Consider the following 18,347-nt stretch of genomic DNA (forward strand, 5'->3'; position numbering starts at 1 on the left):
CCCGTCTCGTGCTCCCGCAGAACCGCAATGATCTGCTCGTCCGTGACCCGCTTCCGCTTCATCTGTCCGTCCTTCAATCAAGGCCGGACTCTAACTCCAGGTGGAGGAAAAACTCAGTGGCAGGTCACGCGAAGTGGAGCGCCAATCTGGCCACAAGCCCGACGCTGGGGCGCGGGTGCTGGAGCCGTAGCGGCGCTAATCAAAACGCCCCGCCACCTTTCGATGACAGGGCGCTTGCGGGGCAACCGACGAGGATCACCTATTCTAGCATTTCCGCCGGCCGCCGACGGGGGAGCGAATGTGGCCGAAGGTCGAGCCGTAGAGGATCAGCACGATGCTCGGCGGAACAGCGGCGGTCAGGGCGCCGGCGAAGCCGCGCGGATAGCTTTCCTTCTCTATGGCCGGGATGAGGACAGGCCCCATGGCCGCGACGTCGGCAAAGGCCGAACCGGGGATCGAGGCGAACATCCGGCTGAACGAGATGTTGACCTGCGCCAATCCGGATCGGAAATGCCCGACCAGACACCGGGCGAAATCCATCAGCCGGTCGGTTAGACCGCAGCGCGACATGATTTCGCCGGCTAGGAGGAAGAGCGAGAGCATCACCGCCGATTTCGCAATCGTGCGGCATCGAACGCGCGGGGCGACCGTGTGCGCCGAATCGAGGGAGGAAGCCTCGCGCTCGCTTTCGGACAAATCCGCAAATGCTCGCACAAATGGACCCGGCCGGCACATTTCGGAGCAAGGCCCGCTAATACCGGCTAGGCCCCATGGCTAGCGCGACCGAAATCAACCGATTGCCGCAATCGCGGTAATTCTATATCCTATAGTAAATTAATTCTTCCCGGTGTCCGATGTCGCACAATGCCAATGAGCCATTTCCCTTCGCGCGCTTGATGGAGCTGAACGAGCATCGCCCGTTGTACCCGCGGTCGCTCGTCGAGATGGCGTATGAGCAGCTGCTGTCGATGCTCGTCACGATGAAGATCCCGCCCGGCGCGCATATCGGCATCGAGGCACTGGCACGGCAGCTGAAGATATCCCAGACGCCGATCCGCGAGGCCCTGACGCTGCTCGAGGCGCAGAAACTCGCCTACAAGATCCCCAATGTCGGTTTCCGGGCGGCGAACCTGCTGACGCCGGAAGACATTGACGCGCTCTTCGAGATCCGCCTGATGATCGAACCGGCCATGGCTGCCCTGGCCGCAAAGCGCGCCAGCGAGGAGATGCTGCAGACGCTTGTCTCGCTGTCGCACGCGATGGCGGAGGCGGCGGACGGGAACGACGTCGCCTACGCCCAGTTCGCCGAAGGCGATGCCCGGCTGCATCACCTCGTCGCCACCGCCAGCGGCAACCGGTTCATCGCGGAGGCGATCGAAGGACTGCACGTCCACCTCCATATCTTTCGCTTCCTCGTCAACACCAACGCGACCCGGAAGGCCCTTTCGGAACATCAGGTGCTGATCGATGCGCTGTTGGCGCGCGACGCGGCGGCGGCAGAGGCTGCAATGCGCGCCCACCTCCATGCCTCGCGGCAGCGCATGGACAGCGTCATGACGGCTGGCGGCGAGCGGGAGGTGCCGACCGAGGCTGTCGAGACGGCAAAGCCCTCCATCGGGCGTGGCCGGCCCCGCAGGAAGGTCGCGGCGGCGACGGCTCCCGCCGATTGACAGGCGATCAGCGATGGTACATCATATATAATATATTTTAGGGGGCGCGACAGTCGTCGTTCCGACGGCCCTGACTGCCCCTTCGCATCAGCAGATCCGGTTCGATCTGCCTCGACGATCCCAGGGAGGGGGAGCGGTATGAAGCAGCCACTCGACGGCATCAGGGTACTCGACATTTCGCAGGTCATGGCGGGGCCGTTCTGCTGCATGTTGCTGGGTGACATGGGCGCGGATGTCATCAAGGTCGAGCCGCCGGAGACAGGCGACTCGACCCGCCACTCGATGGGCTTCCGCCTGAAGGGCAGCGATAGTCCCGGCTTCCTGGCGCTGAACCGCAACAAGCGCAGCATCACGCTGGACCTGAAATCCGAGGAGGGCCGCGAGACCCTCTACGCGCTGGTCAAGACCGCCGACGTGCTGGTCGAGAACGCCCGGCCCGGCGTCTCCGGGCGGCTCGGCATGGACTACGAGACGCTGCGGGCGATCAATCCCCGGCTGGTCTACGCCAGCATTTCCGGTTTCGGGCAGACCGGCCCGTGGGCGCAGCGGCCGGGCTTTGACCTGATCGCCCAGGCGGTCTCCGGTGTCCTGAGCTCCAACGGTTTCCCTGGTATGGAACCGGCCAAGAATTCGATCGCTGTTGCCGATCTCGGCGCCGCGATGTTTGCCAGCTATGCGATCCTCAGTGCGATTATCGGACGCCAGACCTCCGGCGAAGGCCAGTATATCGACGCTTCCCTTTTCGAGGCGGCACTGGCGCTGTCGATCTGGGAGACCACGGAATTGTGGGGCACGGGCCGGTCGCCGGTGCCGATCGGTTCGGCCAACCGCATGTCGGCCCCCTACCAGGCCGTCGCAGCATCGGACGGCTGGTTCGTCATCGGCTCGGCGAACCAGGGACTGTGGCTGAAACTCATCAAGGTGCTGGGCGTGGAGCATCTGCAGGACGACGAGCGCTACGCGACCAATGCCGCGCGGGTCGTCAACCGGGTAGCGCTGATCGACGATCTGGCGCCGACCTTCGCGACACGGACCCGGGAGGAGTGGATCGAGGCCCTCCTGGCTGCCGGCGTCCCGGCCGCCCCGATCCTCGACTATGGTCAGGCGGTGGAGAGCGAGCAGGCCGTCGCGCGCGACATGGTCCAGATGGTGCCGCATCCGATCGAGGGCGAGTTCCGCTCCCTCGGCTTCCCGGTCAAGCTCAGCGGCACGCCGCAGCAGGTGCGCAGGCCGCCGCCGCTCCTCAACGAGCACGAGGACGAGATCCTCAAGGAACTGGCCGAGAAGGGCCTCCTCAACCCGGCGCGCAGGGCCGCCGAATGAGCGAGCCCCGCATCCATTTCGACAAGGTCGGCAGCGTCGCGCATATCCGCTTCGACAACCCGCAGGCCTTCAATGCCCTGACCGGCCAGATGTGGCTCGACATGCGGGATGCCGCCCGCGCCGCGGCGGCCGATCCGGACATTCGCGTCGTCACCTTCCGCGGCGTCGGCGGCAAGGCGTTCGTTTCGGGTACTGACATTTCGGGGTTCACGAAATTTACCAGCGGCGCCGACGGTATCGCCTATGAAGAGAGGATCGACGAGTGCATGCGCGCGCTCGACGAGATCCCCGCTACCACCATCGCCATCGTCGACGGCTGGGCCGTCGGCGGCGGGCTGAACATCGCCGCCGCCTGCGATTTCCGCATCGCGACGCCCGATGCCCGCTTCGGCTCGCCGATCGGGCGCACGCTGGGCAACTGCCTGTCTCCCCTCACCCTCGCCCGCATCGGCGGCGCGATCGGCGTCTCGATCGCCAAGCGGATGGTGCTGCTCGGCGAGATCATCCATGCCCCGGAACTGCTGGCGAACGGCTTCCTCTTGAAGGTGGCGGAGCGAGACGCGCTCGACGGCGAGGTCGAGGCGATCTGCGCCAGGGCGGCCGAGAACGCGCCACTAACAACACGGGCGGTCAAGGAGATGCTGCGCCGCATGACCCTGGAGAACCTGCCGGAGGCCGACGAGATCGTAAGCGAGGTCTACGGCAGCGAGGATTTCAAGCGCGGGGTCGAGGCGTTCATGGCGCGCACCAAGATCGTTCCCGAGTGGCGCGGGCGTTGACGTAGCCGGCGCCACCGGGACTGGCTCCGTCGCCTTGCTGGGAGGCGCGCGACGGGGCGGCGGGTTCGCCGCGCCGGTGGGATGACGGATGATTGGCTTCAGGGAGGAGTGGGCTGTGGATCAGAACGGCAAGCAACGGATAGGCTTCATCGGCATCGGCCTGATGGGGGAGGCGATGGCGCGTCATCTCCTCGATCTCGGCTACTCGGTGACGGTGTGGAACCTCGAGCCGGAACGGCTGGAGACCGTGGTCCCGCATGGCGCGATCGCGGCCGAGTCGCCGGCGGCCGTCGCCCGCGACAGCGACATCGTGATGCTCTGCGTCCTCAACATGGCGGCCGTCGAGCGCTGCATCTTCGCCGATGACGGCGTCGCCGCTGCCGGAACGGGTCCCGCCGTCATCGTCGACTTCTCAACGGCCGATCCCGAGGGAACGCGCGATGCGGCTCAGAAGCTCAAGGCCCTCACCGGCGCCGGCTGGGTCGACGCGCCGGTATCCGGCGGGCCGCAGCTCGCGCGCACTGGCCAGATGACCGTCATGGCCGGCGGGTCGCAGGAAGATTTCGACACGGTGAAGCCCCTCGTCGAGCAGATGTCGGGCAACCTGACGCTCATGGGCCCGGTCGGCGCCGGCCAAACCACCAAGATCCTCAACCAGGCGATCGTCGGCACCGGCTACGTCCTGATGGCCGAGGCGCTGGTGCTGGCGGAGGCCGCCGGCGTCGACGCCGCCCGCCTGCCGCAGTGCCTCGCCGGCGGGCACGCCGACAGCAGCCTGCTGCAGCGGCTCTACCCGCAGATGCAGCAGCGCGCCTTCGATCCTCCCTCGAGCTATGCGCGACAGCTGCTCAAGGACCTGAAGGCCGTGTCCGAGTTCTCCCGCGGGCTGGGCCTCGACCTGAAGGTGATCGAACAGGGCGTGCAGCGCTACAAGGAATACGTCGCGCTCGGCCACGAGATGACCGACTCCGCCGCCGTGGTGAAGCTCTACGAACACGACGCCGCCGAACGCAAGTCTCCATAGGCTTTGCGGCAGCGGACGCACAAAGGTGCGTCCGGGGATGCGACGCATCGATGATCGTCTCCGCTTCAGCGGTCGGCGGCGAGCACCTGAGCCAGTAAAAGAGGAAGACCTGATAATGAACGTGTCAAAACGACTGATGCTGCTCGCCACGGCGGCGGGGGTTGCACTGATGGGTGGAGCGGCAAGCGCCGAGGACTACCCGAGCCGCCCGATCACGCTGATCGTGCCGTATCCGGCAGGCGGCGGCACGGACATCGTCGCCCGGACACTCGCCGCAGAACTTGAGAAGGAACTCGGCGTCACGATCAACGTCACCAATCGCGCCGGCGGCGGCGGCATCGTGGGAACGACAGCCATCTCGCAGGCTCGCCCGGATGGCTACACCATCGGCGTCATCGCCAGCGACATCAGCCTCTACAAGCCGCAGGGGCTTGCCGATCTGTCGCTGGAGAACCTGACGCCGATCGGCCAGACAAACGAGTTGCCCGGCGGCATCACGGTCAAGGCTGATGCTCCCTACGCCAACATTGCGGAACTCATCGGGGCCATCGAGGCAAATCCCGGCACCCTGAAGGCGACCGGCGCCCCGCCCAATGCAAACTGGCATGTCGGCTATCTCGGCTTCACGCTTGCCGCCGACGTGGATCCCCAGAACGTCATCTGGGTTCCCACCCAGGGCGGAGCGGCCGGACACCTCGACGTGGCCGCCGGCAACTCGACCTTCTCGACGGCCTCCCTGGTCGAGGCAAAGGCGCTCATCGAGGCAGGCCAGCTGAGGCCCCTCGCCATCTCGGCGGATGAGCGTTCCAGTGCCTTCCCGGAAATTCCCACCCTGAAGGAATCCGGGATCGAATGGTCCTACGGGCTGTGGCACGGCGTGGTGGGGCCGCAGGATCTGCCGGACGAAGAGCGCAGGGTGCTTCTTGCCGCCGTGGAAAACGCCGCCAACAGCGAAGGCTTCCGCAACACGCTCGTGGATCGTGGCTTCACCCATGTCTGGCGAGGCGGCGACGATTTCCGCGCCTTCATGGCGAGCGACATGGAAGCAATGGCCGAAATCTTCTCGCGTCTGAAGAAGTAGGAGCAGCCACGATGCGCATCGGTGACGGTCTGGCCGGCATGTTCGTCGCCCTGCTCGGCTTGGCCGTTCTCCTGAACCTGCGCAGCTTTCCCGAACAGGCTGGGTATTTCGGACCCAGCCTGTTCCCGGGCTTCATTGCCGCAGGCCTGCTTCTTTGCGGCAGTCTCCTTCTCCTGCGCGCGATCCGGATGCACGCCGGAGCCGGGTTTGCGATCCGCTTCGACGAGACCTTCCGTGGTGGGGCGGCCGCCACGGCCGCATTCCTGATGATCGCTTCGATCCTGTCCTTCGCCTTTCTCGGCGACATCGTCGGCTTCCAGATCATCACGTTCCTGACGGTGCTCGTCCTGGCGCTGTGGCTGCAGAAGCGGCTGGTCTTCTCGATCACCATGGCGACGACAATGACCATCGTGCTCGACCTGCTTTTTGCGAAACTGTTGCGCGTGCCGCTCCCTGCCGGGCTGCTGGAAGGGTTGATCTGATCATGCTCGACAACCTCGTTGCAGCCTTCTGGCTGGTCGCCGAGCCGAGCACCCTGCTGAGCATCGTCGCGGCTTCGATGTTCGGCTTCGTGGTCGGCGCGCTGCCGGGGCTGACGGCGACCATGGCTGTGGCGCTGATGGTGCCGATCACCTTCCTTCTCAGCCCCATCGCGGCCATCGCATCGATCGTGGCTGCGGCGGCCATGTGCATCGCGGCCGGCGACATACCTGGTGCCTTGCTGCGCATGCCGGGCACCCCTGCCTCCGCAGCCTATGTGGAAGAGGCCCATGCCCTCAGCCGCAAGGGCGACGCCGGCTTCGTCCTGGGCACCAGCGCGTTCTTTTCGATGGTGGGCGGCGTCGTCGGGACGCTCGTGCTCATCCTGGCATCCCCGCTCCTGGCGAATTTCGCGCTGCGCTTCAGCGGCTTCGAGTTCTTCTGGCTCGGCTGCCTGGGCCTGAGCTGTGCGGTGTTCGTCGCCACCGACGACGTTCTGAAGGGCATGGCGTCGCTGATGATCGGCCTTCTCATCGCGACGGTCGGCATGGATTTCGGAACCGGCTACCCGCGCTTCACCATGGGCACCTACGTGCTCATGGACGGCGTGTCCTTCATCCCCGCCCTCATCGGCATGTTCGCGCTTCCCGAAATCCTGAGATCGCTCGTCGCACCGGCGGAGACCCACCGCGTGGCGCAGACCAGTTTCCGCGAAGCCTGGGGCAAGGTGTTCGGCGCGGCGAGGCGCTACTGGTTCGTGGCGTTGCGGGGCAGCGGCCTCGGCACCGTGCTCGGCGCGTTGCCGGGAGCAGGAGCAGATATTGCCTCATGGATCTCGTTCGCCCTCGCGAAACGGTTCTCCAAGGAGCCGGAGAAATGGGGCAAGGGTCACATCGAGGGCATCGTCGCCGGCAGCTCCAGCAACAACGCCGCCCTCGCCGGCGCCTGGATCCCCGCTCTCGTCTTTGCGATCCCCGGCGATACGATCACTGCGATCGCGATCGGCGTGCTCTACCTGAAGGGGCTGAACCCCGGGCCGACGGTGTTCATCAACAACGCCGACCTGATCTACGCGGTGTTTCTCGTCTTCCTGATCGCCAACCTGCTTCTCCTGCCCTTCGGAATGCTGTCGATGAAGATCGCGAGCCTGGTGCTGCGCATGCCGCGAAACCTCATCATGCCGGCGCTTCTGGTGCTCGCTGCCACCGGCGCCTTCGCAATCGACAATCACGCGAGCGGCATCCTCATCATGCTGGCGCTCGGCGTGCTGGCCTTCGGCATGGAGTCCGCCGGGTTGCCGCTCGCGCCCGCGGTACTGGGCATCGTGCTGGGCAAGATCGTCGAGCAGAACCTAATACAGTCGCTGATCAGTTCGCAGGGGAACCTGCTGGCCTTCTTCGAACGGCCGATCGCTGGCGTACTGGGCGTGGTGACCATCATCGTCTGGACGCTGCCCCTCTTCCGTCTGCTGCGGAACAGGTTGCGTCCGGCTCGGGCCGAAACTCATGACGGAGCCCATCGATGAACGATGTTTTGGGTCTGCCAAGCGCGGTCCGACTGTCTGCACGCGGCATCTGGAAGGTGCGCCCATGAGCGACCGCACGCCCCGTCCCGCCGCGGTCATCGACGCCCATCATCATGTCTGGGACCTGCGGAACGACCTGCCGTGGCTCAAGGACGAGCGGATCCCGTTCCGCTACGGCGACTACTCGTCGATCTGCCGGGACTACATGCCGGCAGACTACCGGGCGGACACGGCGGGCTGGCCGGTCGTCGGCTCGGTCTATGTCGAGGCTGAGTGGAACCGCCGGAAGGCGGGCGAGGAAAGCCGCTGGGTCGGCGAGGTGGCGGCAAGGACGGGCGTGCCCACCGTCATGGTCGCCTGGTGCGATTTCGCCACGCCCGAGGCGGAAGCGCTCCTGGCGGCGCACGCCGACATCCCGATCGTCCGCGGCGTCCGGCAGAAGCCGGCAGCGGCGCCCTCACCGGACGCCGCGCGGCGCGGCGCGGCGGGCTCCATGGACGACGAGACATGGCGGCGGGGCTACGCGCTGCTGGAGCGCCATGGCTGGTCCTACGACCTGCAGACGCCCTGGTGGCATCTCGATGCCGCGGCGGATCTCGCCCGCGATTTCCCGCAGATCCCGCTGATCGTCAACCACACGGGGCTGCCCTCGGACCGCAGCCCGGAGGGCCTGGCCGGTTGGCACAAGGCGCTGGAAGACGTCGCGTCGCTGCCGAACGTCTTCATCAAGATCTCGGGGATCGGCCTTCCCGGCCTGCCGTGGACCGTCGAGGCGAACGGCCCGGTCATCAGGGACGCCATCGCGATCTTCGGCGTCGAGCGGGCGATGTTCGCCAGCAATTTCCCGGTCGACTCGCTCGTCGGCGATTTCGATACGATATTTTCAGGCTTCGTGGCCGCGACGGCCGATCTCGAGGAGGGAGATCGGGCGAAGCTGTTCCACGACAACGCGGCGCGTGTGTACCGGTTGCCGCACGCGCTCTGACGGCACCACGGCAACCGCAACGGGAGGAGAAAGACATGAACCGCAGAGTGACACTGAAGACGATGGTCGCGGCGATGGCGCTGACGCTGGGGCTGGCCACGTCCGCCAGCGCGCAGACCACCATCCGCTATGCCCATGTCGGGTCTGAAGGCGACATCCAGTACTGGTACGCCGAAGAGTTCGCCAAGCGCGTCGAGGAACGCACCGAAGGACGGGTGAACGTCGACGTTTTCCCGAACTCGCAGCTCGGCGGCGCACAGGAAACCGTCGACGGCGTGCGCAGCGGTGCCATTCCCCTCGCCCACCACGAGTTCGGCTCGCTGGCGACCCTCTATCCCGACATCGCGGCCTTCGCGGCGCCGTTCGCCTACCGCGACGGCCGGCACGCCATGGCCGCGACCGACCCCGCATCCTCGGAGGTCATGCAGGACCTCGCCGGGAAGATGGTCGAGCAGGCGAACGTCCGCATCATCGGACGGCTCTACCGCGGTGCCCGGCAGATGACGGCGAACAAGGCCGTCTACGGCCCCGAGGATCTGGCCGGAGAACGGTTCCGCGGCGTGCCGCTGCAGCTCTGGACGACCATGATCAACGGCATGGGCGCCATCCCGACACCGGTCGAGGTCGCCGAACTGCCGACCGCGCTGATGACCGGCATGGTGATCGGCCAGGAAAACCCCCTGACCATGATCAACGCCAACAAGCTCTACGAAGTCCAGACCCACGTCATGCTGACCGGGCACATGCAGAACGTGCTGCCGGTCTTCATCAACGAGGATGTCTGGCAGTCCATCCCCGAAGCGGACCGGGCGATCATGTCCGAGGTCGCCGCGGAAGTCGGCGAAGAGACGCTGGAGCTCGGCCTCAAGGCCGAGACCGACCTGATCGACGAGCTCACCGGAAAGGGCATGACCTTCATCACCGAGGCGGACGGCCTGCAGGTCGGGGCGTTCCGGACGTCGGTCGGCGAGCAGGTCGCGGCCGACTATCCCGACTGGGCGCCGCTGATCGAGCGGATCCAGGCCATCCAGTAGGACAGGGCGGGACCGGGGCCAGCTTCCCTGGCTCCGGTCCCCCGCCGTCGACAACGATCATCCTCCTGCCTGAGAGGCACCAGGTGCAGAACGCCAACACGGCTCCGGATGTCCCGCGCATCCTGGCGACGGCTGACAGTCGCCATTACGCCATCGACCGTCTTCTCGAACCGGTCCGGTGGGTCTTCCGGATCACGAGCCTCACGGTGCTCGCCGTGATGGTCTCGCTCCCGTTCATCCAGGTCGTGCTTCGCGAGATCTTCGCCCGCCCCGTCGTCGGCGTGGAGGAACTGACGCGCTTCATGCTGATCTGCTCGGTGTTCCTCGCGCTGCCCTACGTGGTTGCCGCCGGCGCCAACATCCGCATGGAAGAACTCGTCGCGATCCTGCCCGAACGCGCGCTGCGCATGCTCAAGGTGCTGACGGCGGCCACCGCGGCCACGACCTTCGCGGTGATGGCGGTGGCAAGCCTCATCGCCATCCGCAGCAATCTCGACAACGCCACGCCGACGCTCGGCATCCCCTACTGGATCTTTCTCGGGGCGGCGCTCGCCAGCTTTACCATGACCGCGGTCGAATGCGCCGTCCAGCTTCTGAAGGTGCTGCAGAACCGGCCGCTCTACATCACCTTTCCCATGGAGGAGGAGCCGCCGGCCGACTTCGATCTCCTAGCCGAACAGCGCAGCAGGGAGTAGCGGTCGTGGCGATCATCATCATCCTTGCCTTCATGGCCCTCTTCATCCTGGGCTTTCCCGTTGTCGTGGCGATCGCGGTGCCGGCGCTGATCTACGTCATCATGCAGGGCTTCCCCCTGGAACTGATGGCCCAGCGCATGACCTATGCGCTCGACTCGTTCCCGCTGGTCGCGGTTCCGGTCTTCATCTTCGTCGGCAGCCTGATGAACCAGTCGGGCATCACCGGGCACATCTACCGCTTCGCCCAGACCCTCGGCGGCCGCGTTCCCGGCGGCCTTGCCCAGGTCAACGTCATCGGCTCGCTGGTCTTCTCCGGCACGTCCGGCGCGGCACTGGCGGATATCAGCGGGCTCGGCCGCATCCAGATCAAGGCGATGACCGAGGCGGGCTTCACGCGCTCCTACTCGGCCGCCGTCACCGGCGCTTCGGCCGTCGTCGGCCCGATCTTCCCGCCCTCCATCCCGCTCGTGATCTACGGCTCGGTCACCAGCGTCTCGGTCGTGCAGTTGCTCGTCGCGGGTATCCTGCCCGCGATCTTCTACACCGTCCTGCTGATGCTGACGGTCGCGTTCCTGTCCTTCCGCTACAACCATCCGCGCTCCCGCCGCTGGCCCACCGCACGGGAGGTCTGGACGACGTTCGTCAAGGCGGCGCCCGCCCTGTTCGCGCCGGTGCTGCTGGTCGGCGGCATGCTCAACGGGATGTTCACCCCGACGGAGGCGGCCTCGGTGACCGTCGCCTACGTCCTCTTCATCGCCCTGTTCGTCTATCGCGGCCTGACCTGGCGGCGCTTCCGGTTCGCGCTGTTCGAGACGATCAAGACGACCTCTGCGGTGCTGATCATCGTGTCGGCCGCCGCCCTGTTCGGCTGGGTGATGGCCGTCGAACAGCTGCCGCAGATGTTCACCCTCGCCCTGCTCACCATCTCGACCGATCCGCTGATCCTGCTGCTCGTGGTCAACGTCCTCCTGCTCATCGTCGGCATGTTCCTCGACAGCACGACGGCCACGTTGCTGGTCGCACCGCTGGTCGCCGCCCCGCTCGTCATGGCCGGCGTCGACCCCGTCCATCTCGGCATCATCTTCGTGTTCAACCTGATGATCGGCCTGCTGACACCACCGCTCGGGCTGGCCCTGTTCACGCTGTCCGACGTCGCGAAGATATCGATGTGGTCGATCCTGAGGGCTGTCCTGCCCTTCTACGTCCCGCTCGTCGTGGCACTGCTTGTCATGACGCTCTGGCCGGACCTGACGCTCTGGCTCCCCCGAATGCTGCAATAGGCCTTCCTCGAACAAGTAATGGAACCGCAGATGATGACAAATCCTTCCACCAACGCCCGCCCGACCATTGCCCTCGCCATGGGCGACCCCGCCGGCATCAGTCCCGAACTCACGGCGAAGCTTCTGGTCTCGCAGACGGTCCGCGACAACGCGGCGATCATCGTCTTGGGCGACCGGCGCGTGCTGGAACAGGGCGCGGAAATCGCCGGGGTCTCGCTTGATCTCGCCGTCGTGGCAGACGAGGATGCGGCTCTTGCCGCCGGCACGGACCGGCACGTTCTGGTGGATCTCGGCCATCTCGACCCGAAGGACGTCACCCCGGCAAAGGCGACGGCCGTCGGCGGCGCGTTCGCCAGCGAGAACTTCCGGCGCGCCTTGCTGTTCGCCGCGGCCGGCAAGGCCGATGCCGTCTGCTTCACGCCGTTCAACAAGCAGGCGATGCGCTACGTCAATCCGGACTATGACGACGAGAACCGCTTCGTCTGCCGGGTGCTGGAATGGACGGGCGCCGCGCGCGAGTTCAACGTCCTGCCGGACATCTGGAATGCCCGCGTGACGTCGCATATCCCGCTGTCGCAGGTGGCGGCCGCGATCACCGAGGACGGCATCCTGCGCGAGCTGCGGCTGACCTGCGAGACCATGCGGCTGGCGGGCGTCGCCGAGCCACGCATCGCCGTTGCGGCGCTCAACCCGCATGCCGGCGACGGCGGCAATTTCGGAACCGAGGAGATCGCCATTCTCGAGCCAGCCGTGCGCCGCGCAATCGCCGAGGGCCTGCCCGTCGACGGGCCGTGGCCGTCCGACACCGTGTTCCTGCGGTCGAAGAAGGGGCTCTGCAACGCGGTGCTGACGATGTACCACGACCAGGGCCAGATCGCGATGAAGCTGATGGGCTTCGACCTCGGCGTCACCCTGATGGGCGGCTTCCCCTTCCCCATCTGCACCCCGGCGCACGGCACCGCCTACGACATCGCCGGACAGGGCATCGCCAATATCGGCGCGAGCGTCGAGGCGCTGCTTCTGGCGTGCCGCATCGCCGCGCGCCGGAAGGCCGCCGCCTGATCGATCCGGCCAGGGCCTGTCGCCCCTGACCCGGTGCCAGGCCAAGGACCGGCAGGGTGGGCGCCCTGCCGGTCCGTCGGGCTTCGAGCGCCCGATCGTCGCCCTTCAGCCGAAGAAATGCGCGTCCTGCATCTGGCGGAGCGCGAACATGTCCGATCCCGCATCGACCGCGATGTCGGCCAGCAGGATGGTCTGCCCGCGCGAGACCGGACGGACCAGCGTCCGGTTCGCCGCCAGGTAGAACGGAACCGGAGCGTCGGGCGCGAGTCGCTGCGCCGGCACGACGCGGCCCGACACCCCTTCGATCCGGTGATGGTGTCCGCTTGCGGTGAGCAGCGTCCCGGCCGGCAGGTCGACATCGGCGCGGGCGACGAGGTCGACGCGATGCGTCGGTTCGACCATGCCCTGGGATACGCCGTGGATCGCCGCCGCCAGTACGCTGGTGGCCGCTTCCAGTCCCAGCAGGTGACGCGGATTGTAGATCATCGCGGTCGCGCCGTTTCGGCTCACGACGTGCCCCTTCTCCGCCAGCATGTCCCAGGTGGCCTCGTCCTCGCAGCGCACCACGACGAACACGCCGCCGGCGAAGCTGATCTCGTCGGGCGACCGCAGGCAATGGAAGACGTCGAGACTTCCGCTCGTGTCGAGCAGACCGCCATCCGCCTTCATCGAGAGGAAGGTGGGCACTTCGTCGATGCGGGCGATCGGCGCATGAAAATCCTTCCGATCGAAAGTCAGGCCGGTGGCGTTGGCAACGAGGCTCATCTCGCAGAGATCGGGGACGAGGTGCTGGTCGAATTCTGCCGCCGCTTGCGACCGGGCCTTCGCCCGTGCCGCGGCGTCGGCGTCTCCGAGCCGGTCGAGACCGGCGAACGCGCCCGCGTCGATCGTGACGCCGTTGCTGGTGAGGGTTCCCGCGGCCGCGTCGTAGACGAAATCGTACTCGCTGGACTTTCCTGCCGCGATGATCTCGAACCCCAGAAGCTCCGCCCATGTCACGAGGGAGATCAGCAGGCTCGGCTGGTCGCCGTCCACCGGCGTGACGACGACGCCCTTCTGCCGGGCGAGCAGCGCCAGCCCGGGCCCGACGACGCTGTCAGCCTCCTTGGTGACCATCACGACATGCTTGCCAGCCTCGATCGCCAGGCGTGCATGACGCGCACCGGCCTCGGGATGGCCGGTCGCTTCCAGCAGGACCGCGAACGGCAGGCCGATCACGACCGCGATATCGCCGGCAGCAACGTGCTTTCCGGCCGACCAGGCGGCTTCCGCCTCGTCCGGCGTCCGGCAGATCGCGATCGCGTCCCGAGCCACGCCCGCCGACTGAATGGCCTGCGCGGCGCTCTCGGCGTCGACGTCGACGGCAATCCGCGCGTTCATCAGCGGGACGCGCAGACCCTGGACGAGAAAGCTGCGCCCGAAGCCACCCGTCCCCACGATGCAGGTCTCGACGACCGCCGCTCCCGCGAAATAGGTGTGAAAGTTCATCGTATCCTCCGCCCGCCCTGCCTGGCGCAGCCGGTCGCTCCCCGCGACCGGCTGCGCGTCCTGGTGTTGCGCCGAGTGTCAGGTGACGAAGCGGCCGCCGTCGACCATGATGACCGATGCCGTCATGTAGGACGCCTCGTCCGAGGCCAGCCAGAGCACCGGATAGGCCATCTCCATCGGATCGGCCCAGCGACCCATCAGGCAGCCGCCCTGCGCCTCCGCGTCGATGTCCTCCTGGGTGCGTCCGGCCGCCTCGGCGCGCTTGCGGTGGAACGGCGTGAAGGTCAGGCCGGGACAGACGGCATTGGCGCGAAGCCCGTGCTTTGCCTCCTCGAAGGCGAGCGTCTTCGTCATCGAGACGATACCCGCCTTGGTTACGTCGTACTGTCCCATGCCCGCCCGCGGGTTGACCGCATGGGTCGAGGAGACGTTGATCACGCTGCCCCGGCCCGAAGCGCGCAGATCCCCGATCGCCGCCTGCGTCAGCCAGGCGTAGCTGAGAAGATTGACCGCAAGGATCCGCTCCCAGGTTTCCGTCTTCGCGTCGGCGAGCGGCCCGTAGGAGCGCATGCCGGCGCAGTTGACCAGCGTGTCGATCGGTCCGAGCGCATCGCGGGCCTTGGCCACGATCTGCCCGGCACTCGCCTCCTGTCCGACGTCTGCCACCAGCGTTGCCAGCCGTACGTCCCCCTGCCCGGCGCGGATGTCCACGGCGACTTCCTCGAGCGCAGTTGCATCGGCATCGACGAGCAGGACGCCGGCGCCCTCCTGGCACAGCACCCTGCCGATCGCGGAACCAATTCCCCCCGCGCCGCCGGTGACGATCGCCACCCTGCCTTGAACACGACCCATGATATTTCTCCCGATTACCCGATCAGATTGTTGTTCTGGTCCAGCGTCTCTCGTTGCCAGATCACCCGCCACAGCCAGACGACGCTGTAGATCGACATCAGAACGCCGCCCACCGGCAGGGCGGCGTGCCAATACACCTTGTTGATCCGGAGAAACGGTGCCGTCTCCCCCGCGCTGACGGCGAAGAGCCAGCCGTAATAGACGAGGATCAGGGCGAGGCCGAGCATTGCCAGATTAGTGACCACGGCAAGGACCACCTGGCCCCGCAACGGCAGCATCGTCTCGAACAGCGTGACCCGGTACAGCACGCCTTCGCGCCAGAGCGCCACCGTCGTCAGCACGATCAGCCAGATGAACAGGAACTCCACCACCTCGTCATAGCCGCTGATCGTGAACAGCGGCACGAGCCGCAGGATGATCGACAGTCCGAGCAGGAAGAACAGCACCAACAGCAAGGCGATGCTGCCATATTTGCAGAACAGGCCGATCGCCCGGTCGAGGCTTTGCAGCACGCGCATCATCACTGGAGACCATAGCCGAAGTAATTAGGCAGCCAGAGCGAGATCGCTGGCACGAAGGTGATCAGGAGCAGGCTCGCGATCAGCCCCAGCAGATATGGCCAGATCTCCCTCGTGATCTCGGCGATCGGAACCTTCGCGACGCCGGCGACCACGTAGAGGCAGAGCCCGACCGGCGGCGTCACGAGGCCGATCATCAGGTTCAGCACCAGGATCACGCCGAAATGGATGGGATCGATGCCGAGGCTGAGCACCACCGGCATCAGCACCGGGTAGGCGATGATCATCAGGGCGATCCCCTCGATGAACATGCCGAGGATCAGCAGCACGACGTTGATGATCAGGAGCACGACCCAGGCTTCGCTCGAGATGCCGAGCAGTGCCTGCAGGATCGCGTTGGGGATCTGCTGCTGGATCAGCACCCAGCTGAACGGCGCCGACAGGGCGATGATGAACATCACCTGCGCCGTCTGGCGCGCGCTCTCCCAGAAGACGTTGGCGACATCCGCATAGGTGAGTTCGCGGTAGACCCACCGGCCCAGCCCGAAGGCGATCGCGGCCGCGACCACGGCGGCCTCGGTGGGAGTGGCTATGCCGGTGAAGATGACGATGAGGATCATCGGCGGCAGCATCAGCGCCGGCAGCGCCACCAGCACCGTGCGTGCCGCGACGGCGAAAGGGGGAAGGCGCTCGCCACGCGGCAGGTTCAGATACGACGCCGAGACCGTGATGATGATCATCAGCGAGAGGGCCATGACGAGCCCCGGCAGGATGCCGGCGAGAAACAGGGCCCCGACCGAGATGTTGGCGAGGCTGCCGTAGATCACGAACGGAATGGAGGGCGGAACGATCGGGCCGATGGTCGAGGAAACGGCCGTGATGGTCGCCGCGTAGCGGGCCTTGAAGCCGGCGTTTTCCATGGCCCGCTGCTGGATGACGCCGAGCCCTGCCGCGTCGGCCACGGCCGAACCGGACATGCCGGCGAAGATCAGGCTGCCCAGCACGTTCACATAGGCCAGCCCGCCACGGATACGCCCGATCAGCAGCTGCGCGACGGCGAAGATGCGTTCCGTCGTCCCCCCGATATTCATCAAATTGCCGGCAAGGACGAAGAACGGGATGGCCAGGAGCGGGAACGAGGTCGTTCCGGCGTAGGTGCGCTGGATGAAGATGAACAGGAGGTCCGGGCCGACGGTCACGACCATGGTGACCGCCGCCACGAGCCCGAGCGCGACCGCGATCGGGATGCCGCCAAGGATGACGATGCAGATCGCCAGTAGAATCGCCACCGTGAACATTGCTGCGGTCCCCACTCAGCATGGCGGGATCGGATGTCGCCGACACCCGATCCCCTGGTCGCTCGAAGCCCGGATCAGGCCTTGCCGGCTTCGACCAGCTCGGCCCAGGTGGTCCAGGTCTCCTCTCCCAGCGCCGCGCGCAGCTGCGCGTAGGCCGGCTCCATGCGGGCCCGGAACGGCTCGACCTCGGGACGCGTCACGGCGACGCCCAGCCCCTCCATCTGCGTGATGTAGTCCTCTTCGCTGCTCTGCACCGCCTCGCGGGCAGCGGCACCGGCGGTCGCGGCCTCCTCGCTGATGATGGCGCGCTGCTCCTCGGTCAGCCCGTTCCAGACCCGCGGATTGGCGCACATCATGATGGTTGCGTAGATGTGCTTGGTCAGCGCCAGATGGTCCTGCGCCTCGTAGAACTTGGCCGCGAAGGTGGTCGAGACCGGGTTGTCCTGGCCGTCGACCAGCCCGTTAGCGAGGGCGAGATAGACCTCCTGGAAAGCCACCGTCTGGGTCGATGCGCCGAGTGCCTCGAAGGCGGCCTTGATGGCTAGCTCCGGCGGAACGCGGATCTTCAGCCCGGTGACGTCCTCCGGCGTGTTGACCGGCCGGCGGCTGTTGGACAGGGCGCGAAAGCCCCACTCAAAGTTGGCGATCCAGGCGAACCCGGCGTCCATCAGCTGCGCTTCGATCCAGTCGCGCGCGGTCACGTCGAGCACGCGATGGGCATGCGCGTAGTCGTCGAACTGGTATGGGATGTTGATCGCCCCAATGCTGTTCGACAGCGCCTCGATGTTGGCCGGGTTCATCAGGATGAAGTCGATGGCGCCGAGACGGGTCTGCTGGGCGGTGTCGGTCGGCGACCCCAGCGCGTTGGAGGGGAAGATCGAGATGGTGATCTCCCCGCCGGTGCGCTCGGCGATCCGGGCCGCCATCGCCTCGGCGGCCGAGTGGATCGGGTGCGAGGTGTCGGCGGGATGGGTCAGCCGCAGCTCGGTCGCTGCGAAGGCAAAGGGCGAGCGCAGCACGAAGGGGGCGGCGAGGCCGCCTGCAAGAACAGCTCGACGGTTCAAGCGAAAGATCTGTGACATGGTTCCTCCCGTGGGTCACACCCGTTCGGTCACCGCGGGAAGCTGCCCCCCGACGACCGGCAAATGTCAGGCTGCCATCGCTTGGCTGCCCGACAAGCATCGCCCTCCAAGGGGCCCATGCCTTCTCCCGCCCGGCCAAGGTCCAACCGTCACGCCGGACAAGGTCCGGAT

The 18,347-nt window shown here is 66.5% G+C and carries 18 protein-coding genes; 12 read left to right on the plus strand and 6 right to left on the minus strand.

From position 1 onward, the window contains the following. Positions 1 to 264: 264 nt before the first annotated feature. Positions 265 to 735, minus strand: coding sequence for a TRAP transporter large permease subunit (locus tag GTW51_RS20615; protein WP_163045932.1), 471 nt, complete (start codon positions 733 to 735; stop codon positions 265 to 267). Positions 736 to 920: 185 nt separating this feature from the next. On the opposite strand from GTW51_RS20615, the gene GTW51_RS20620 reads away from it, so the two are divergent. From GTW51_RS20620 to GTW51_RS20675, 12 genes are all read left to right on the plus strand, one after another. Then, positions 921 to 1,670, plus strand: a complete 750-nt coding sequence (locus GTW51_RS20620) for a GntR family transcriptional regulator (RefSeq protein WP_246233309.1) — start codon at positions 921 to 923, stop codon at positions 1,668 to 1,670. Between the two features lie 138 nt (positions 1,671 to 1,808). Beyond that, positions 1,809 to 2,993, plus strand: coding sequence for a CaiB/BaiF CoA transferase family protein (locus GTW51_RS20625; protein WP_163045934.1), 1,185 nt, complete (start codon positions 1,809 to 1,811; stop codon positions 2,991 to 2,993). Next, positions 2,990 to 3,772 (plus strand): enoyl-CoA hydratase, encoded by a 783-nt coding sequence (locus GTW51_RS20630; protein WP_163045935.1) that lies wholly within the window; start codon positions 2,990 to 2,992, stop codon positions 3,770 to 3,772. Before GTW51_RS20625 ends, GTW51_RS20630 begins: the two co-directional genes overlap by 4 nt. A gap of 115 nt (positions 3,773 to 3,887) precedes the next feature. Further along, the gene (locus GTW51_RS20635) at positions 3,888 to 4,796 is read left to right on the plus strand and encodes an NAD(P)-dependent oxidoreductase (protein WP_343034084.1); all 909 of its coding nucleotides are present in this window, start codon (positions 3,888 to 3,890) and stop codon (positions 4,794 to 4,796) included. A gap of 115 nt (positions 4,797 to 4,911) precedes the next feature. Then, positions 4,912 to 5,877, plus strand: a complete 966-nt coding sequence (locus GTW51_RS20640) for a Bug family tripartite tricarboxylate transporter substrate binding protein (protein ID WP_163045937.1) — start codon at positions 4,912 to 4,914, stop codon at positions 5,875 to 5,877. An 11-nt stretch (positions 5,878 to 5,888) separates the two neighbouring features. Next, positions 5,889 to 6,359 (plus strand): tripartite tricarboxylate transporter TctB family protein, encoded by a 471-nt coding sequence (locus GTW51_RS20645; protein WP_163045938.1) that lies wholly within the window; start codon positions 5,889 to 5,891, stop codon positions 6,357 to 6,359. Between the two features lie 2 nt (positions 6,360 to 6,361). After that, positions 6,362 to 7,882 (plus strand): tripartite tricarboxylate transporter permease, encoded by a 1,521-nt coding sequence (locus GTW51_RS20650; protein ID WP_163045939.1) that lies wholly within the window; start codon positions 6,362 to 6,364, stop codon positions 7,880 to 7,882. A 64-nt stretch (positions 7,883 to 7,946) separates the two neighbouring features. Continuing rightward, positions 7,947 to 8,867, plus strand: a complete 921-nt coding sequence (locus GTW51_RS20655) for an amidohydrolase family protein (protein WP_163045940.1) — start codon at positions 7,947 to 7,949, stop codon at positions 8,865 to 8,867. Between the two features lie 35 nt (positions 8,868 to 8,902). Then, positions 8,903 to 9,901, plus strand: a complete 999-nt coding sequence (locus GTW51_RS20660; RefSeq protein WP_163045941.1) for a TRAP transporter substrate-binding protein — start codon at positions 8,903 to 8,905, stop codon at positions 9,899 to 9,901. Between the two features lie 83 nt (positions 9,902 to 9,984). Then, positions 9,985 to 10,596 (plus strand): TRAP transporter small permease subunit, encoded by a 612-nt coding sequence (locus GTW51_RS20665; protein WP_163045942.1) that lies wholly within the window; start codon positions 9,985 to 9,987, stop codon positions 10,594 to 10,596. A gap of 5 nt (positions 10,597 to 10,601) precedes the next feature. Beyond that, the gene (locus tag GTW51_RS20670) at positions 10,602 to 11,876 is read left to right on the plus strand and encodes a TRAP transporter large permease subunit (protein ID WP_163045943.1); all 1,275 of its coding nucleotides are present in this window, start codon (positions 10,602 to 10,604) and stop codon (positions 11,874 to 11,876) included. Positions 11,877 to 11,906: 30 nt separating this feature from the next. Continuing rightward, complete coding sequence (locus tag GTW51_RS20675) at positions 11,907 to 12,938, plus strand: 4-hydroxythreonine-4-phosphate dehydrogenase PdxA (RefSeq protein WP_163045944.1); 1,032 nt, start codon at positions 11,907 to 11,909, stop codon at positions 12,936 to 12,938. A 105-nt stretch (positions 12,939 to 13,043) separates the two neighbouring features. On the opposite strand, the gene GTW51_RS20680 is transcribed toward GTW51_RS20675, so the two are convergent. The 5 genes from GTW51_RS20680 to GTW51_RS20700 all read right to left on the minus strand — a co-directional run bounded on the left by GTW51_RS20680 (position 13,044) and on the right by GTW51_RS20700 (position 18,176). Beyond that, positions 13,044 to 14,426, minus strand: coding sequence for an NAD(P)H-dependent oxidoreductase (locus tag GTW51_RS20680; protein ID WP_163045945.1), 1,383 nt, complete (start codon positions 14,424 to 14,426; stop codon positions 13,044 to 13,046). A gap of 78 nt (positions 14,427 to 14,504) precedes the next feature. Then, positions 14,505 to 15,278 (minus strand): SDR family NAD(P)-dependent oxidoreductase, encoded by a 774-nt coding sequence (locus GTW51_RS20685; protein WP_163045946.1) that lies wholly within the window; start codon positions 15,276 to 15,278, stop codon positions 14,505 to 14,507. Positions 15,279 to 15,292: 14 nt separating this feature from the next. Beyond that, entirely contained in the window at positions 15,293 to 15,799 is a 507-nt protein-coding gene (locus GTW51_RS20690; RefSeq protein ID WP_163045947.1) for a TRAP transporter small permease, read from the minus strand. Continuing rightward, positions 15,799 to 17,094, minus strand: a complete 1,296-nt coding sequence (locus GTW51_RS20695) for a TRAP transporter large permease (protein ID WP_163045948.1) — start codon at positions 17,092 to 17,094, stop codon at positions 15,799 to 15,801. The genes GTW51_RS20690 and GTW51_RS20695 overlap by 1 nt, the downstream gene beginning before the upstream one ends. A 74-nt stretch (positions 17,095 to 17,168) precedes the next feature. Further along, entirely contained in the window at positions 17,169 to 18,176 is a 1,008-nt protein-coding gene (locus GTW51_RS20700) for a TRAP transporter substrate-binding protein (RefSeq protein WP_163045949.1), read from the minus strand. Positions 18,177 to 18,347 lie beyond the last annotated feature (171 nt).

Source organism: Aurantimonas aggregata, from assembly GCF_010500835.1.
In the GTDB taxonomy this organism is placed as follows: domain Bacteria; phylum Pseudomonadota; class Alphaproteobacteria; order Rhizobiales; family Rhizobiaceae; genus Aurantimonas; species Aurantimonas aggregata.